Below are 18033 nucleotides of genomic sequence, written 5' to 3'. Positions count from 1 at the left end.
CGCCGCCATGGCGGCGCTTGAGGGCCCTGCCCGGCTCAAGCTATGGGCAAATGTGTTTCAACGTTTTTTTGTATGGGTATGGGTGGCGGTGGTGCTTTTGCCGATCAGCGGCATTGGTTTGCTGCAACTGCGTTTCAGTGGTTTTGAGACCGCGCCGCGTTATGTGCAGGTAATGATGGGGTTGTATCTGGTGATGACGGCGTTGTTTATCCGCATCCAGGCGTTGAAGTTCCCGGAGCTGAAGGCCGCGGTGGCGGCTGAAAATTGGCCGGCGGGCGCGGCTGCGCTGGGGCAGATTCGCAGGTTGGTGGGGATTAATTTGATCGTGGGGTTGGTGGTGGTGGCGGTGGCTTCGGCTCGGCCGATGTTCTGAGGCGAGCCTTACACCGCTATCGCGGGCAAGCCCGGCTCCCACACTGGAATGCATTCCAAATGTGGGAGCCGGGCTTGCCCGCAATAGCGTCAGGCCAGGCGACTCAGAGCCGCTGGATAGTCACAGACCCCGCAGGCCCAGCCGGCCCCGGTTGCCCTTCCAACCCTGGCCGGCCCTTTTCGCCGCCGTCCGCGCGGTACACCAGGCAACCCTTGGACTGCCCGCCCTTGCCGGGTTTACCCGCCACCCCAGCCAGGCCGCCCGGCCCGCCATCGACCCAGACCTTGATCTGTTCAGCCGGGAACGCCTGCGGCAACTCCAGGCGTACCTGGGCGCCCGCCGCCCCTGGCCGGCCATCGCCGCCGTTATCGCCATTAAAGCCGCGCCCGGCTGAGCCCCAGGTGCAACCCGGGTCCACGCCGTTGGCACCGTCCAGGCCCGCATATCCTTGGGCGCCAGCGCCGCCACGGGCATCCACCGACAGCGCTTGGGCAGTCAGCGAGTTAATGCGCAAGGTCAGGTCACGCCCAGCTTTGGCGGGTTTTTCGTGGGTGCCGGGGGCGCCCCGTGAGGTGATCTGGCTACCGTGCTCCAACTGCGCCTCGCGCACTTGCATTTGCAAGGCGGTATTGCCGGGCACAATGGTGATGCGTGCGTCGCGCCCCAAGTGCAGCTCATCCACCGTGACCTGGCTGATAGTGGCCGGAATCAGCAAGGTGCCGTAGTCCGCTACGTCCAGGCGTTCAAGCTGCAACACGCTGGTGCTGCTGGGCAGGCGCATCAAGGAATTGGTTTCGACACTGACGCTCTGGGCCAGGGCAACGGGGCTGACCAACAGGGCCAGCAGAAAAACCTTACGCATCATGGGGCTCCTGAGTGTTTTCAAATTTTTCTTTGAGCGCACAGTAACGACTTCTACCGGCGATTTGCCAGTGAAGGATCAAAAAACTTCAGTTCTGCCTCGGTGGGTATCGACCGTCGCGCTCTAGGCCCACGCGCCTAGCCGCGCTAGTCTCTACGGTCTTGATGCGAGGATCTGCAATGACCGCTGGAATTTCTGCCCGTACGCCCCAACACGCCTTGGCGGCCCTGCTGGACCTTCACAGGCCAAAACGCCTGTTGTTAGTGGGCGCCAGCCAATTTCCGGCGCTGGATGCCTTCAAAGCTGCGCACCCGGACACCGAGGTGTTCTATGCCGCGCCAGGGCCGTTGTCGGAAGACCTCGCGGTGCAGCGTTTTGACCTCGCGCTGGTGGTCGACTGCCTGGAGCACCTGCCCAAACCCCAAGGCCTGACCTTGCTCGGTGGCATTCGTAACCTCAACGCCAGCCGCATTGCGGTGCTGGTCGACCTGAGTGCCTGCGACTGGAAGGACACCGACTTTTTCTCCCTGGCCCTGCAAGCCGGTGAACGCTTCCAACGCGATGATCAGGTACTCACGCTGTTTACCTATGATCTGCTTGACTATAAACAGGTGCCGGACTGGCTCAACGCCCGCTTCTGGGCCAACCCGGAAAACTTCGGAAAGTATTGGTGGTAACCCGATGAGTACATCCATTTGCCCGTGTGGCAGCGGCAATCTGCTGGATGCCTGCTGCGGCCATTATCACGCCGGTCACCCGGCCCCCTGTGCCAGCGCGTTGATGCGCTCGCGCTACAGCGCCTATGTGCTGGGCCTGGTCGATTACCTGGTCGCCACTACGCTGCCTGCGCAACAGGCCGGCCTGGACCGCGACGCCATTGCCGCCTGGAGTGCCCAGAGCACCTGGCTGGGGCTGGAGGTTGAAAGCTCCGAGGTGTTCGGCGGCCAGCCGGAACACGCCTTTGTTACCTTTACCGCGCGCTGGCATGACGCTACCGGTGAACATAGTCACCGCGAGCAGTCTTCTTTCGTACAGAATGAAGGGCGCTGGTACTTCATCGACCCTACGGTAGAAGTGAAGGCCGGACGTAACGATGCCTGTTTGTGTGGCAGTGGGCAGAAATTCAAGAAGTGCTGCCACAATTACCTACAAGACCACAGGTAAGGCAGTCTTCAGAATGGGCAAGGTTTTCAGCTACATCAGATTCAGCAGTGCAAAGCAGTCAGCAGGCGACAGCTACACCAGACAGGTTAGGGCAGCGAAAGCTTTCTGCGATGAATACGACCTTGAGATGGCCGCTGCCCGCGACTACCTTTTCTTTGACAGCGGTCGCAGCGCGTACAAAGGTAGGCATCTTGACGACACGGGCGAGCTAGCCCGATTCCTGACCTACGTTGAAGACGGCACGATTCCAGCGGGCAGCTATCTGGTAGTTGAGTCTCTGGATCGGCTTTCACGGGAGCGAGTACGTGACGCCCTCCCCCGTTTCCTCGACCTGCTCGCCAAAGGCATCAACGTTTACACCAGCACGGATAAGCGTCTGTACACCCGAGACTACAACGAAATTGATCTGATCATCTCGATCATCACCATGTCCCGTGCACATGAAGAAAGCGCCACCAAGGGGAAGCGTGTTTCGTCAGCTTGGAGAAACAAGCAGAAGGACGCCCGCGAATCCGGCAAACCTTTGGGTAAGCTCCGTCCCTTGTGGCTGGACATGTCAGCCGATGGCGAGGCGTATGTTCTCAATTCTGAGAAGGCGGCTGTAGTTCGCCGCATCTTTGACCTCTCCACCAAGGGTCATGGGTCTAGGATCATCGCAGCGACGCTGAATCAGGAAGGCATCCCCTCATTCAGTGCAGGTCGTAAGAACACCTCTGGCCTCTGGGGTTTCTCAACCGTGCGTCACATCCTCGACAGCAGGACGACCCTTGGAGAGTACCAACCGCACATCTTCATAGACGGAAAACGTAAGCCAGACGGCGACCCTATCAAAGGACAGTTCCCGGCTGTCGTTAGTGAGGATGAGTTCTACCTGGCCCATGCCGCCCGCACGTCACGCAAGAGACATACAGTCACACGCACCACCGCCAATTTCAACGTGCTCGCTGGCATCCTCAACTGCTACAAATGTGGCTCAGCCATGCACCTACAAGGCCAGCATGGCCGTAAGTATTACAAGTGCTCCAAGACGACAAAGGGTATGTGTGACGCTGGCATCATCAGCGCCCCTCGCTCTGAGGCTGTCTTCAAAGAGTTGTTAGCCAAAGTCGATAGCCTGTCGCTGGTGCAAGACAGTTCAGGCAGCTTGCGAAAATCGCTACAGGTCATCGAAGGCCGTATTTCTGAACTCAAAGCACGTCAGGACGAAGCAGAAGATTCCCACGCTGAATTCCCGTCTCGCATCACTGCAAAGCTACTCAGCGAACTGGAATCCAGTATCACCGCCCTCGAAGATGAGCGTGCAACCCTCTCAGAACAGTTGGTGGCGGACAGGGTGATAAGCAAGGACGACTTCTTTGAAAAGCTCGACCTTGTAACGTTCGAAGGCAGGGCAGCGGCCAACAACCTCATCAAGAGACTTGGCCTGTTCATTTTTGTTAGTAAGTTTGGCAGAACTAATGAGGTGTATTGGGTCAGCGCGGACAACGCTATCCCCGCCCCATTTAGTGAGGGGTCTTCCTTGCTGTTTTACCTGCGACACAAAGGCGTCAGCATACGCCTTGGAGCACTGACTGACGATATACTCGACCTACAAGTGATTCAGGGTGAAATAACCGATATGGAAGCAGACCTTGCTAAACGAAATGCAGGCGGGCGAAAGTAACCAGCCCGCTTGAAGCCCTCCACAGGCTATACAGGAACGCTTAAACCTTGTAGAGCCGCAACTACCCTCACCCTGCTCCGAAGCCCTCCAAACTCGCTTAGATAAAGCATAAACCTGTGTCCGACACGTACTAAGTCGCGTGGAAAAGATCAGCCATCAGTACACTTTCGCAGCTCAAACCGCCTAGCAGTTAATTCATCACAAAGCAACTAAAAGTGAAACTTTCGCTTGACGCGGGGCAGAAACGTGCTACAATATAAGTGTAGGAAGCGATTGTTATCTACAACTTCTCTGCTTCCCCAGAATCCCCTCTTTGATCACGACATTCGTTTCGCCTCCGGTGTCGTAATCAAGCATACGTTGATCGCTCTTGCAAATGGACGATGCAACTTACCCACACTTATTAAGCTTGAGTCAGGACTCCAACGGTAGTCTGTGGGGCAGTACCGTTACAAACCTCCCTGTAGCTTCATCTACTCAGTCCTCCTTATAGACAGCAGATGTGGTTGCACCCAGTCGCAAGGTTACAGGATACCTTTCCACAAGTTTGCAGTCTTGGCGACGAACACTGCTCTAATTTCTCTCATCACTTCCTCGATTCGTAGGGGCTTCTCCACAAGCTTGATGACAGTTCCGTCAGTAACTGCTACGCCTACTGACGCCTAATACAATGCTCTTGAGACATCCTCCAACTATCATTTGCATCCTTGAGCCAGCTCACTTGCTGGCATCTTTTTGCCCGTTGAAAAGAATCCTCACATCCCACTCCAAGGAGACACACTATGTCGCTATCCCTGCTTGCCTACTGTGCTTGCTGTAATAAACCAGTCATCACCAAACACAAATCTAAACGCCGCTGCTGTTCTCACGCTTGCTTTATGAGGTTGTGGAGACGAGACCGCAAGCTTGCCGAGCAATTAACCCCAGAAGCACAAGCTGCTTAAGCATTACCCATCCCCAAACTCATCATAAAGGAAAACCAATGAACATTAATATCGACCACATCATAATCAATGTGATCATCCAGCCTCATGAACCGGCGCCAGAGATTCCATGCTTACAACCACCATTTAAACGTGGGCATCGCACACCTGAAGAAATTCAAGCCAAGAAGCAACAGCCTGAACAACTGGCCGTAAGTGCTGCACTTCTAGAACATAAACACCGTATCGCTAACAAAGTCCGAGAGCTATTTGGTGTCGATTCTGCCAATTCTATTCTGGCCGATGGCTTCTAATGCTAGCCATTTTTTGCATGTGCAGCTCTGCCATCTCAATAGCCTGCATCTGTCAGGCAACCACAACCGCTTACCAAACAATTAAACTCATCCCAACTGGAGAATCCAAGTGACAACATACGCACCAGACCAATTTCGAAGAATCCTGAAGACTGAGCAAGCCGAATACATCCAAGCTGCACTAGACCGTGCAAAATATGCAGAAGCTCAGCATGAGGGCAGCCGCAATCCTACAGGCCGTACAATCTTCTACTTCAGAACTACACACGAAGCCCTTACTAGATGGGCTGAACTTTCCGCTGAAGGTTGGGAGCTTGATCATAATTCGCCTGCTTTGATGGTGGCCCCTCAGGTTCCATTGGCCTTCACTGCGATTGCACCCGTTCATATCTTCGAAACCTATCTACCTCTCATCGTCGAACGTGCAGAACAAGACTATTCGAAAGAAGTGGAAGTACATAACAAACAAGCACAGAAACTGAAGGATCGTGCTGAATTCATTGAGTCAGAGGTTAAACATAGAGAAGAAGAGCGTCTAGCTCAACTCAGAGCCGACCTTGCCAGAGAGTTCGATAACCGGGGTCGCGGCCAGTTCATCACAGAGAACGATACTCTGCTCCACGCTCGTTAATCAGAGGGACTCGTCGCCCCTCAACAAGGATAAATAAGAATGTCAATGAACGAAGAAATTGCTCGCCTAACGGGCACGCTGAGGTTCAACGTAGAAAGTGCTGGGTTCCAACGCTTTAATCTGATGATGCAGAATGCAAACAAACAACTCCGCCAATTTGCCCAAGATTATGGAAGACTCTCCGTTCAGATGGCGAAAGGCTTTAAGTTCAAGATTGATACGTCACAAATCGATAAGGCCAAGACTAAACTGGACGCAGCCCTCAAGCGTCAGAGTCGTGCAGAAGCCGCTCTCAGTAATCAGCAACGCAAGACCTTCACCGCTGAACTAACTCAGCAGAAATTGCGCTTCGCAGGTACAAAGGCACATAACCAACTTATCGGTGTGTCCCTGCAAAGCCAGAAAGATGCAGCTATCGTTGCCGCCAAGGCAGCAGCAAGTGTTAACGCAGGTGGTGCAGCATCAAAGAGCCAGCTAGCAACGCAGAACGCTTTGACGGCATCTGTCGCCAAGCAAACCAGACTCCAAGTAATCCAACAGAAACTAGCAGCCAATACACAGAAGGCGAATAACGCCCACTTGATGAGCCAAGGTAAGTTGCAACGTGTTCAGCAGCAAATCAACCACGCCCAGCAGCAAGCTCACATTCGTGCTCAACGCGCAGCCACTCAACAGGCAGCAGCAGCCCAAACAGCAGCCAAAAAGAACCAAGGCAGCACCCAAAGTGCACAACGATTCCAATGGGCACAGCAGCGTCATCAAGCTTGGCAAGCCCGTCAGAACGCACCGGCGCCAACAAATGGCGGAATGTTCGGGTCTGGTATCGGCGGCGTCCTGGCCCTTGGCGGGATGATCGGCGGTATTGGCATTGCAGTGTCTGCCTTGAATGGCCTAATTGGTAAACTCGGGGAACGCGTCGATGAACGGAAAGAAAGCGTCAAAGGTGCAGAAGCCTTTAACTCAAACTTCACCGCTATCAGTCGTGATCCAGCTCAACAGAAGATGTGGCGAGACGAGTACATCAAGGCCGCTAACGACAGTGGCACCAACATTGACAATGACAGTGCAAAAGACTTCCGTAACTTCGTGATGGCCCAACTTGCCTATGGTAAGAAACCTGACGGAATTATGAAAGACTACAAACTTCGTCAACAGGTGTTTGCTATCAGCGGGGCGAGTAAAGACGATGCGAAAGAGTTGAACAAGCAACTTGGACAGATGGCGTCTGACGGTACAGGCAATAAGCAAGACTACGACATTATCAATGACAGAATGCCAATGATGGCTCCATACCTTGCCCGTGCTTACGGAGAAGAAAAGGAAATCAAAGACCCGCTTAAAGCGCGTCAAGCTCTCAACAAAGGTTTGAAGGGGGGCGATGGTGTCAAGTACAGTTGGTATGAACGTGCCTTCCAATTGATGGCCGAGGAAAACCAAGGAATGCTTGAGGACCGCAAGAAGACAGTAACCTATACTCAGGCTCAGGCAGATAACCAGAAGTATCTAAACGATAACTCGGTCAACACGGATGCCAACTTGAGTCAAGTCATGAAGGACAACGTCAAGGCTTGGCAAGATGTTAATACAGACCTTGAGTCTACCCGCGTGGCACTCAAAGGTTTCGATGAAGGTCTAACCAACGCCCAGACTAGTCTACTGAGGTTCATGTTCGGACGTAATATGGATGGCAGCAAGAAGTCTGAGGGACAGCAGATGGCCGACCGGATGACCACAGCCGACATGCCAGCCCCTGTAAACCTGTTCGACACTCCCGAGCATCAGAAAGTTGATCCAATCGGGGATCGAAGCAAGGGCTTCTACGATAACTTCTTGGACAGAATCTTTGGAGTGACAGAGCGTAATGCTCAAGCACGTAAAGATCGTGATATGTCTCTTGGCGCTCAATACAAACTTCCTGACCTTACCGCCTCTGGATTGATGCCTAAAGCAGGTATGGATAAGGTGCTCAACTACCAGTGGCCTCAAAGCCATTTGTTGCCAAGTCTGACAGATTCGTTCAAGGCAATGCAGGACACTGTAACTTCTAACAGCGGTATGCAGCAAAACGCCAGCCCAAGCCAGACGTTCAACCAGCCAATCACAGTGACTAACCAAATCGACGTTACGATTGCTGGAAGTGCAACTGAGAAGGATGCCCAAGAGTTTATGACTAAGGTTAGGTCTGAGGTGGGGATGCTTGAGAGTAAGATTCCCGGCCTATCTGCCGATGCAGTGCGTAACATTCTTAGCAACGCCAGAGCACAGCAGGCAGAGCGACAATAACTGAGGGATGCAAATCCCTCTTTCTATCCACTACGATAACGGAACACTAATGACAGCCCTCATCAACTTATTCAGGGTGGTGGTTCTGTCGCTCATCCTGATCTTCACCATCTATACCTATGAATCCCAACAAGCTTTAGCTAAAGAAACAGCCGTGATGATAATGCAATCACGACAGTATACGGACAACCGGATTGTCGAATCTCAGAACAAGTTTCTTGAAACAATAACTCAGGTATCTAAAGCGACAAGACTCTTGGCCCTCATCATCTGCCAGCGAGAGAATGACAAATCACTGTGCAACGATCCTTTACAGACTCAAGGAGAAATCAAGCAATGAAAATGGCTTACAACCAGATCAACAAGCAATACGACCAGCACGAAGCTGCATACCGCTACCTAGAAGACAGTTTCGGCCACCATGTCCCATACATGTTTCCTGACCTTATCCCCCACCTTATCCGCTGTCTTGACGTTGGAGCTAGCGAAGCTCAGTTCAAGCGTGACGCAAAAACCATGTATAACATTTAATGAGGCGAAACAATGAGAACCATTGTAGAAATAACCCGAGACGTCCGTATCAACGATCTACAGAGAATCTACCCAAACTCAGACAGAATGTTTCGTGAGCTTGTTCTAAAACGAATGGGTGATGTTGACTCTATTGGTTACGCCAAAGAGTTTATCCGTCTTCAGAAACAGTCAGAGCTTCTCATGGCATACGACGAAGCCAACCAAGCTCCAGAAGTACCACAAGAAACTGACATTGATATCACAGTGCGTATTCTGAAAACGAGATACGGCAAGTGAATATGTTCACAGGAAGTTACTCAAATGGATTGACGTGTGAAGATTCGGTGTTACCATTATTAGTGGAAGTTAATTAGTTTTCCTGCCCTCCGAAACACCCCGCCTAGTACATCACCTGAACAACCCACAGCGCCCTCTGCAAGTCTTTACGCTTAGAGTGTTACTACCGTATTGCCCAACCACATAGCGCATCTCAGAACGCTTCTGGCGGGCTTCCGTGCTCGTTAGTTGCATATGCCGTACCTTTGTAAACAACCATCCAATACATCTAATGGAGAAATCTCTATGAAAATCTGCACCTGCAAGAACTGCGGCCATGTATTCGTTAGCAAACGAATCCGCCCGTTCTGCAACAACTCGTGCCGCCACACGTTCATGGCAAACAACCCACTTCCCGCAATCCTGATTGGAGCAAATACAAATGATCAAGGCAACATCGAATAAGCAATACCGTCGCACCTGCAAGAACCCATCCTGCAAATCTAAGTTCTCCACAACTGACAGCCGCAAGGTGTATTGCCGTCCAGACTGCCAGACAGCGAAGCACATCATCACCAAGCGTAAATCCACATACGAGATTCCCAAGACTAACCACTTCATGGTGTACATCAGTAAGGAAGTGCAACGTGCTGGAACTCTCCATGTTCTGGATCAACTGGTGGGAAGTGTCGAAGCCTTGGAAGCTCTTTATAACGTTGTTCGCACGCGCTTGGTTGCCAACGTCCTGACTGGCCCAACTATCTCCGCTGACGGTAAACGCACAGACCCGTTCCACGTTGGTCACATCGCGCCCGTCCAGCACGAATACGCTCTTGGAATGCTGTGTGCAGAAAACCTTATCGTCCTGCCTGCCAAACTCAACCGTACCCACTCCAACGCCCATACCAACAGTGCAGGCGTGTTCATGTGTCGCTCTGACATGAACATCAGGAACACAATCCTTTCCAGCGATCAGGACACGCTGGAACGTGCCATCGCCTATATTGGCCTCGATACCGTCACTGAGTTCTGCAAGAAAGCCAAGCTGGCACCCTCGCAACGTGCAGCAGCGTTGAAGAAACTCTTTGCTTTGGTAGACCCTGCCGACGAATCTCACACTCCATTCATCTCCCTCCTAGGCGACAAGAACGCCACGACTCCCCAACTGGTTGCCGCCATTGAAACCATTCAATGTAAGGCGCAGTTCAAGCCGTTAATGCGTGGTGAGAAGCTATCGCCATCTTCAATGCTCATCCAAGAGCTGATTCGTCATGCTGCGTTCAGGCCAGAACTGGATGAGTACGCCGCTATCTGCCGTGAGTACACCAATGATGGATACCACCACGACAATCTTTCGCCCGACTCCCAAGCCACTCTAAGCAGGGTGCTACACGGGGAGCTTGAAACTGATGACGTTATTGACGAACTGAAATTCGACTTGAGGACGCCAACACGCGCAACAAACGCCAGAGCTGACAGGATTGCACAGCGTCAAATCCAACTTAACGCCAAGGCTGCAATCCGCGATGCCGCACTAAAGAGACGTCAAGCAACTTGGGAATTCGCAGCCCTTGAGACTGATGTCTGCTCAGGCTTCCAAGCTGATTACTGCTTCATCCCGTACATGATGCCGCCTGTGAGCCTCAACCTGACCAAGGAACGTCATGTACCAATGTCCGGGTCCATCCTGCCCAACGGCGAAGTCGCATTCTGAGCACCGATGAGGGGCAATGTAGGTGCTCTTATCTTGGAATGAAGATTGAAGTGGTATACCCCCACAGGGCACGGATTACGTGGCCTACAGCGACTCACCCTCTGCAAGTTATCCTGCCAAGAGCGTGATACCAGTCAGTGCCCGCCAGGGGGGCAGCCACCTCACACACGCCCAACCTCGCTGTTAATCTGACACCTATAGCCTAAGACTATCGAAACACCTTGAAAAAATGGTAAAATACTATAAGCTAACGCTTGTCGTTGGCTTACGCTCCAACGGAATTGCGTCTGCGAAGCAAACGATGTCTGCACCACCACACGAACACCTGACACCCCGCCATACACATAACATGTCACCACAGAGCGAAAAGCTTCTGCTGTTGATCTTGTTTGAATAGTGCCCCGTGTCGGTTACGACACAGTTCCATCCCCCTTCGGACCGTGAGGTCAACTCTATTACCCTTTGATTATTGTGGGTAATAACTTCAGAAAACATTCAGAAAACCATCTCCATTACGTTAGTAATGAACTGTTTGGTACATTTTGTAATGCCTCTCTTCAGCCGTCAGGCTACCTAGCTACCTATCCCTGTTTTCGCTCCTAAATCACTCTATACCCGTGGAGCGCCCGTATTCCTTGGCTTGCAGCCTAGCGTGAAGATTCTTGTTTTCGGGTTTGTGCCAGTTGGCCGCTCTTGGATGGTGCAGAATCTACTAAGCAATCTGCTTTCTCTTCCGCAAAGAATTGGTTTTCGCCACTTACAGCGGTTAAATCGCAACAGATCGCCAAAAACCAACACATAACAACAATTCTATCAACCCTTTCACATCCCACTTCAAGTGCGAGTTGTTCTCAACTGTCACGACCAGCACTTCGCGCCCATCTCATAACACTTCGTAGACGAACGTCAGCAATATGTTATGATGATCCCATCACCAACGATGGCAGGGGCGAACGATGAAACAGGTAGTGGCTTACGCACGTGTAAGTACCGACGATCAGTCACTTTCCGTTGCTGGTCAGTTTGCCGCTATCAAGATCGCTGCTGAAGCCAACGGCTGGGAGATTGTTGCCCAGTTCACCGATGAGGGTGTGTCAGGCTCCATTGATCCTTTGGAACGCCCCCAATGCCGTCTAGCGCTCGCCATGGCGAAAGGTTTGAATTGCCCAATAGTGGTTCACCGTCTAGATAGGCTTGGACGGGATCACGCACACTTCATCACCCTGCAAAAGAAGTTTAAGTTCATCGAAGCTGAGGACGTGCATGGCAGTGGTCTGGTGCGCAACATCAAGTCCCTGCTGGCTGAAGAAGAGTTGGTCAAGATTCGCCAACGCACTAAGGACGGATTGGCAGAACTGAAAAAGGACGCACTCCTAGACACTCAGAAGGGTGCAGAAGCTCGCCAGAAGATTGCCAACCGTGATAAAGGACGTATGGCCGCATGGGCTGTGGGGAATGGTGCAGCCGTGCAAGCCAAGGCAGTCAACGCCAATATACGTGCAAAGGCATTGGAAGCTGAGCTGAAGGCTTGCTTATACGATGGTCAGCCAACTTTGGCCGCTATCGCCAAGTGCCTGAACACCAAAGGCATCACGACTGAACGGGGAAGCTCGTTCCGGCCCATGACCGTGAAGCGCCTGATGGAACGCCTGAATCTCTCCCTCCCGACCTAGCTTGAAAGATTCGCCCCGGCCCCTTCATCTAGGTGTATACCGGAATAAAGATTGAAGTGTAATACCTCCACAGGCCACGTCCTGTAAGGGTTTCAGCTCACACCGTCATGCACACCAGAGTGCGAAACCCCCAGCTAATGCAACGAGCATTCACCTTTGACAGCGAACACGTAGCCCGCCATCGAGCGGGCCTCTTCATGCCTTGGATTCAGGTAGTTAAAGCAAACTGTCACAGAGCGTCATACAGCGCCAACAAGATACGCTGATACAACACCACACCTTGCTTAACACACCCTGATCACACATCACTAACAGCGTCACAGCCGCCCACAGAAGGCAGCTTGTACCTGGGGTGCCCAACTTATTTTTGGTTCCGCTTGGACCTTTCTCGCTGAGGCCGCTGCTCGCTGCTTAATAGCTCTGGCTTTAACGCTATTATTTTTCTGGCTCGAAACTCAAGTGCTGTCAGCATGAGGCCAAAAAAATTGGCGGGGATTTGATATCGCTTGGAAATGCGCCCCACCTAGACAGCTTTCACATCAATCTGCCACCATCGCTGCCTCTACTTATTTCAAGGATTGAGTCATGGCTGGAAGCAGAACAATCGGTATCATCCTAGCGGTAGGCTTGGGTGGACTTGTGCTTAAAGGGCTGCTCGACGCACCTGCAACGTCCAAATCTTCATCTGCCTCTCAGCATTCATACTCCAGCGCCCCAGCAGCTCCAACCTACCCCGATAGCTCCATCAGCTACGCACAGGCCAATGCTGAAGTAGGGTGCAAGAGCACCTACAGCGACCAGAAGAAAGACGACATATTCAACGCCAAGTACAAAGACCGCTGGATGACATGGAGCGGCCAGGTCGTGTTACTGGAGTCCGACGAAGTGTCATTGAACGTAGACCATGTAGGGACGCAAGACTTGCAGGTGCACTTCGCAGACAAGCAGGCTGGATACGACCTCTCCAAAGGCAAAGAGCTGAAAGTCCGATTCCTGATGAAGAGTGCAGGCGGTTGCTTCCTGCCATTCGGCGGGCGAGAAGCAACGGTTATTCGTTAACCCATCGGCGCCTCTGACTTCTCACCGATTACTTTTGATGAAGCCACTGAAGATTTCTCTAGAGCGCAACTCTATATCTGGGCGGCGGCAGTATTCAGGTCAGAAAACGGTCTTCCAAATCTCTACAGCAAAGTACCCCAAGAGCAGCAGCCCAGCCCCTATCCCAAATACGATAGTCGGCACCAAGAACCACAGCCAAAGCTTGTTGATCCTGACATTGTGCAACGACGAAGCCGCATCAATGATATGCAGGACATTCGGACCGCGTACCGTCTTGATAATCATCTTATTGATACGGTTCAAATGTATTGTGCCCCAAATCATCTTGGTCACTTCCCAAGAGATGAAAAATAGGAGGGACAGGAGAACAAGCAGGCCACTCAGGGCGTACAGCCAGCTTGGAAGTTTGGTAACCAGTGTCGACCAAAATGCAAAATATCCAGCATACCCAGCTAGCAAAATGAGGTTTGTGTAGCTGGTTGAGTGCGTCATGTGCTTTTCAGCCATCTGCATCATCATTGCGATATTTTTGTCACGCTCACAGTCCTGCTGAAATCTCTTGATCTCATTGATCTCATTCACCACCGACTCCACGGCATTCTCCATGGCCTCATGCCAATTACCCTCACCTCGCCTCATAACGCCCCCTTAACGGCTATCTTCCGTGTGTAACTTCTTGAGGTTATCCCCAATCATTGCAAACCGCCATCAGTTGCCTGCTTGAGGGCCTCCAATGATTATCGAAGGCCTGAATAGGCAAGAAAAAAAAGCTGCTACATTGAGGACTCACTCGTTGGGAGCACCTGGATAATGCCTATCCGTAGAAGTGGAGATTTCGACCTAAATGCTAGCATCGTGCGCCTCACACAAGAGAAGCTTGCAGGGTTCCTTGATGAGGCTGAACTTGCTCAGACTGAGGTCAAGCTTGAGGGAGGGAGGGTCAGCTTCTCAGCCCCCGAACCTGTCCTAGAAAAAATCAAACAACATTTCGGTCAGGCAGCCGGCTGAGCTGGCTTAGTAGTGTTTTGTTGCACAATATCAAGAAGTGCTGTTCCAGCTACTTCTAATGACTCGACGGGGATAACGCCATGCTTCGGATGTATAGCTTGATACTGGCGTTGACCCTGGGCCTGACCGGCTGCGCGTCCTGGTTCGAAGACGACGCGCCGCCACCCCACGTTTCCCTGGTCAAGGTCGAAGTGGTACGGGCCAAGCTGCTGGAACAGAAATTCAAGCTGTACTTTCGCGTGGACAACCGCGACGACGCCGACCTGACCGTGCGCGGCCTGGTCTACAAGGTCAGCCTGGGCAACCTGGTGTTGACCGAAGGCGAGTCCAACGAGTGGCTGACCGTACCGCCACGCGGTCATAAATTCTTCAAGGTCTCGGTGCGCACCAACCTCTGGCCGCAGGTGCGCGAGGTGGTGCAGATGTTGAAAAATCCCGACGAGCCCGTGCCTTATCGCCTGGAAGGCGAACTGAAAACCGGATTATTCATCGGTAATGACGTGCAGGTGGCACACAATGGCGAGATAATCCCCGGCGATTTTATTCCGGAGCAACATCGATGACACAGCAACCTCATGTCCATGGTCCTGACTGCAACCACGATCACGACCACCATGATCATGATCACGACCACGGCCATGTCCACGGCCCGAACTGCGGCCACGCTCATCAAGAGCCGGTGCGCAATGCGTTGAAGGACGTCGGTCGCAACGATCCTTGCCCGTGCGGCAGCGAGAAAAAATTCAAGAAGTGCCACGGCGCTTAAACCGTACTGAAGATCAAAATGCCGGCGGCCCCCGCCCCAGCCTTGATCCAAGGTTGCAGGCGATCAAATGTGGGAGCTTGCTCGCGAACGCGTTCCGTCAGTTGATACAGACACTGACTGATACACTGTTTTTGCGAGCAAGCCCGCTCCCACACAGGTCTGCGCCTGACTCAAGTTCTAATGCTTAACCCAAAACTCCCGCTTGCGTCGTTTCGCCGCGCTCACTAACGTAGCGCCTTTACTGACGCTACCCCCCGCAGGAGCTTTGCCATGGCCTCGCCAGCCCTCTTACATTTTCTTCCCCGGTTCGGCGTTGCCGCGGCAGTGGTCAGTGCCTTGGGCCTGGCCGGTTGCCAGCTCCAGAACACCCAGGACACCCTGCCGCCCGTTGCTGGCGTGCAGCCAATCAAGGGCCTGGCACAGAATGTGTCGGTGCGCCGCAATGCCCAAGGCATGCCGCTGATCGAAAGCAACACCTTCCACGACGCACTGTTCAGCCTCGGTTACGTGCACGCCAGCGACCGCATCACCCAGATGGTCACCCTGCGCCTGCTGGCCCAGGGCCGTCTGGCGGAAATGTCGGGGCCGCAAGTGCTGGACGTCGACCGTTTCATGCGGGCGGTCAACCTCAAGAAAAACGCTGGCGAGTTGTACAACGCCTCGTCGCCGCGCCTCAAACGCTTCTTTGAAGTGTATGCCCGAGGCGTCAACGCCTACCTGTTCCGTTATCGCGACAAGTTGCCGACGGACCTGGCCCAGAGCGGCTACAAGCCCGAGTACTGGAAGCCGGAAGATTCGGCGCTGCTGTTCTGCCTGCTCAATTTCAGCCAGTCGAGCAACTTGCAGGAGGAGCTTTCGTCCCTGGTGCTGGCGCAAAAGGTCGGCGTCGACAAACTCGCCTGGCTCACCCCAAGCGCACCGGACGAACCCGTCCCGCTGGCCGAAGCCGACAAGCTCAAAGGCGTCAACCTGAGCCAGATCACCGGCCTCGCCGGGCTAGAGACGGTGGGCCAGCAATTGCGCAGCCTCAATGCCCTGGGCGTCACCACCTCAAGCAACTGGGCCATTGGCCCGCAACGCAGCCGCAGCGGCAAGAGCCTGTTGGCCAACGACATCGCCGCGCAGCCACAAGCACCGTCGCCGTGGAACTACGTGCAGATTCGTGCGCCCAAATACCAGGCTGTCGGTGCTTCGATTGCCGGCCTGCCGACCCTGCTGTCGGGTTTCAACGGCAAGGTCGCGTGGAGCATGAGCGCGGTCAAGGGCGACACCCAGGACCTGTTCCTCGAGAAGGTCAAACGCCAGGGCAATGCGCTGTACTACGAGAACAACGGCAAATGGCTGCCGGCCGGCGTGCGCAACGAAACCTTCTTCATCAAGGGCCAGCGCTCGATTCGCGAAGTGGTGTACGAAACCCGCCACGGCGCCCTGCTCAACAGCAGCCAGGCGCTCACCAGCGGTCTTGGCCTGGCCTTGCAAACCGCCGACTTCAAGGACGACAAGAGCCTGGATGCGTTCTTCGACCTGTCCCGCGCGCAAAACGCCGGCAAGGCCTCGGATGCTACCCGCGAGATTCGCGCCATCGCCCTGAACATGATCTTCGCCGACGCCAGCAACATCGGCTGGCAGGTTACCGGCCGCTTCCCCAACCGCCGCGAAGGCGAAGGCCTGTTGCCATCGCCGGGCTGGGACACGCGCTTTGACTGGGACGGCTACGCCGACGCGATGTTGCACCCGTACGACCAGGACCCGGCCCAAGGCTGGATCGGCACCGCCAACCAGCGCACCGCGCCGCGTGGCTACGGTATGCAACTGTCCAACGCCTGGGATGCACCGGAGCGCAGCGAACGCCTGGCGCAACTGGCCAACGCCGGCACGCATGACAGCCGCAGCCTGATTGCCATGCAATACGACCAGACCACCCTCTTCGCCGCCAAGCTCAAGGGCATGTTCCAGGCACCCGGCATGGCCCAGCCCCTCAAGCAGGCCATCGAGGCCCTGCCGGCAGCGGAGCGTGCCAAGGCCCGCGAAGCACTGGAGCGCCTGATGGCCTTCGATGGTCGGCTGGCAACCACCTCGGCTGACGCGGCGATCTATGAACTGTTTCTGCAAGAAAGCGCCCGGCAAATCTTCCTCGACAAACTCGGCCCGGAAAACAGCGCCAGTTGGAAAGCCTTCGTCAGCAACGCCAGCCTGTCCTACTCGGCCATCGCCGACCATCTGCTGGGCCGTGAAGACAGCCCGTTCTGGGATGACACGCGTACACCGCAAAAAGAAGACAAACCCGCGATCCTGGCCCGTACCCTGGCCGCCGCCATCGCTACCGGCGACAGCCAATTGGGCGCCGACCACAAGGCCTGGCAGTGGGGCAAACTGCACAGCACCACATGGAAAAACACCAGCGGCCAGGTCCTCCGCGGCCCCTTTGCCAGCGGTGGCGACCACAACACCTTGAACCCGGCGCCCTATAGCTGGGGCCAGGACTTCAACGCGACCCAGGTGTCGGCGCTGCGCATGATCATCGACTTCGGCCAGGCGGAACCGATGATGGGCCAGGGCGGCATCGGCCAATCCGGCAACCCGGCCAGCCCGAACTATGTCAGCGGCATCGACCCGTCGTTGAAGGCGCAATACCTGAGCTTTCCGATGCAGCCGCAGAACTTTGAAAAGGTGTATGGCAAGACAAGGTTGACCCTGACGCCCGGTAAGTAACGGGGCTTCCTTGACGAAACCGGATAACGCTGTGTGGCTTGCTGCGATAGCAGCCGACGGTAACCACGATGCGAAGCGAGTCGCTCTTGATCTGCTTTT

Annotated in this window: 18 protein-coding genes; 16 read left to right on the top strand and 2 right to left on the bottom strand. The window is 54.0% G+C overall.

The window, feature by feature from the left end:
* The coding region (locus BMH52_RS18020) for a CopD family protein (RefSeq protein ID WP_073844550.1) at positions 1-373 on the top strand (373 nt) is incomplete at its 5' end.
* A gap of 103 nt (positions 374-476) precedes the next feature.
* On the opposite strand, the gene BMH52_RS18015 is transcribed toward BMH52_RS18020, so the two are convergent.
* The gene (locus BMH52_RS18015; RefSeq protein WP_019817848.1) at positions 477-1235 is read right to left on the bottom strand and encodes a collagen-like protein; all 759 of its coding nucleotides are present in this window, start codon (positions 1233-1235) and stop codon (positions 477-479) included.
* Positions 1236-1414: 179 nt separating this feature from the next.
* Between BMH52_RS18015 and BMH52_RS18010 the strand changes: the two genes are divergently transcribed.
* From BMH52_RS18010 to BMH52_RS17955, 12 genes are all read left to right on the top strand, one after another.
* Positions 1415-1912: a DUF6231 family protein gene (locus tag BMH52_RS18010; protein ID WP_014717260.1), complete on the top strand. Its 498-nt coding sequence runs from the start codon at positions 1415-1417 to the stop codon at positions 1910-1912.
* A 4-nt stretch (positions 1913-1916) separates the two neighbouring features.
* Positions 1917-2399: a YchJ family protein gene (locus tag BMH52_RS18005; protein WP_073844548.1), complete on the top strand. Its 483-nt coding sequence runs from the start codon at positions 1917-1919 to the stop codon at positions 2397-2399.
* A gap of 13 nt (positions 2400-2412) precedes the next feature.
* Positions 2413-4062 carry a recombinase family protein gene (locus BMH52_RS18000; RefSeq protein ID WP_073844546.1) on the top strand — a complete coding sequence of 550 codons (1650 nt, stop codon included), beginning with the start codon at positions 2413-2415 and terminating at the stop codon, positions 4060-4062.
* A 982-nt stretch (positions 4063-5044) separates the two neighbouring features.
* Complete coding sequence (locus BMH52_RS17995) at positions 5045-5299, top strand: hypothetical protein (RefSeq protein WP_073844544.1); 255 nt, start codon at positions 5045-5047, stop codon at positions 5297-5299.
* Positions 5300-5408: 109 nt separating this feature from the next.
* On the top strand, positions 5409-5930 hold the full coding sequence (locus BMH52_RS17990; RefSeq protein ID WP_073844542.1) for a hypothetical protein: 522 nt from the start codon (positions 5409-5411) through the stop codon (positions 5928-5930).
* A 39-nt stretch (positions 5931-5969) separates the two neighbouring features.
* Entirely contained in the window at positions 5970-8213 is a 2244-nt protein-coding gene (locus BMH52_RS17985) for a hypothetical protein (RefSeq protein ID WP_073844539.1), read from the top strand.
* A 49-nt stretch (positions 8214-8262) separates the two neighbouring features.
* Positions 8263-8553 carry a hypothetical protein gene (locus BMH52_RS17980; protein ID WP_073844535.1) on the top strand — a complete coding sequence of 97 codons (291 nt, stop codon included), beginning with the start codon at positions 8263-8265 and terminating at the stop codon, positions 8551-8553.
* Positions 8550-8744 (top strand): hypothetical protein, encoded by a 195-nt coding sequence (locus tag BMH52_RS17975; RefSeq protein ID WP_073844533.1) that lies wholly within the window; start codon positions 8550-8552, stop codon positions 8742-8744. The genes BMH52_RS17980 and BMH52_RS17975 overlap by 4 nt, the downstream gene beginning before the upstream one ends.
* Before the next feature lie 12 nt (positions 8745-8756).
* Positions 8757-9023: a hypothetical protein gene (locus BMH52_RS17970; RefSeq protein WP_073844531.1), complete on the top strand. Its 267-nt coding sequence runs from the start codon at positions 8757-8759 to the stop codon at positions 9021-9023.
* A gap of 421 nt (positions 9024-9444) precedes the next feature.
* Positions 9445-10716, top strand: coding sequence for a hypothetical protein (locus BMH52_RS17965; RefSeq protein WP_073844529.1), 1272 nt, complete (start codon positions 9445-9447; stop codon positions 10714-10716).
* 956 nt (positions 10717-11672) lie between these two features.
* Complete coding sequence (locus BMH52_RS17960) at positions 11673-12389, top strand: recombinase family protein (protein WP_073844527.1); 717 nt, start codon at positions 11673-11675, stop codon at positions 12387-12389.
* Between the two features lie 585 nt (positions 12390-12974).
* Positions 12975-13448: a hypothetical protein gene (locus BMH52_RS17955; protein WP_073844525.1), complete on the top strand. Its 474-nt coding sequence runs from the start codon at positions 12975-12977 to the stop codon at positions 13446-13448.
* Positions 13449-13547: 99 nt separating this feature from the next.
* Here BMH52_RS17955 and BMH52_RS29315 read toward each other — a convergent pair whose 3' ends face one another.
* Entirely contained in the window at positions 13548-14030 is a 483-nt protein-coding gene (locus tag BMH52_RS29315; protein ID WP_177345098.1) for a hypothetical protein, read from the bottom strand.
* 506 nt (positions 14031-14536) lie between these two features.
* Here BMH52_RS29315 and BMH52_RS17940 point away from each other — a divergent pair.
* The 3 genes from BMH52_RS17940 (at position 14537) to BMH52_RS17930 (ending at position 17934) form a co-directional block, all read left to right on the top strand.
* On the top strand, positions 14537-15019 hold the full coding sequence (locus BMH52_RS17940) for an LEA type 2 family protein (protein WP_014717259.1): 483 nt from the start codon (positions 14537-14539) through the stop codon (positions 15017-15019).
* Positions 15016-15222, top strand: coding sequence for an SEC-C metal-binding domain-containing protein (locus tag BMH52_RS17935; protein ID WP_057975615.1), 207 nt, complete (start codon positions 15016-15018; stop codon positions 15220-15222). Before BMH52_RS17940 ends, BMH52_RS17935 begins: the two co-directional genes overlap by 4 nt.
* A gap of 270 nt (positions 15223-15492) precedes the next feature.
* On the top strand, positions 15493-17934 hold the full coding sequence (locus BMH52_RS17930; RefSeq protein ID WP_073844518.1) for a penicillin acylase family protein: 2442 nt from the start codon (positions 15493-15495) through the stop codon (positions 17932-17934).
* The last annotated feature ends 99 nt before the right edge of the window (positions 17935-18033 follow it).

Origin of the sequence: Pseudomonas sp. BTN1, from assembly GCF_001907715.1 — a bacterium.
In the GTDB taxonomy this organism is placed as follows: domain Bacteria; phylum Pseudomonadota; class Gammaproteobacteria; order Pseudomonadales; family Pseudomonadaceae; genus Aquipseudomonas; species Aquipseudomonas paracarnis.
The sequence above is the reverse complement of the archived record's forward strand: the minus strand, read 5'-3'. Positions and strand labels throughout refer to the sequence as shown.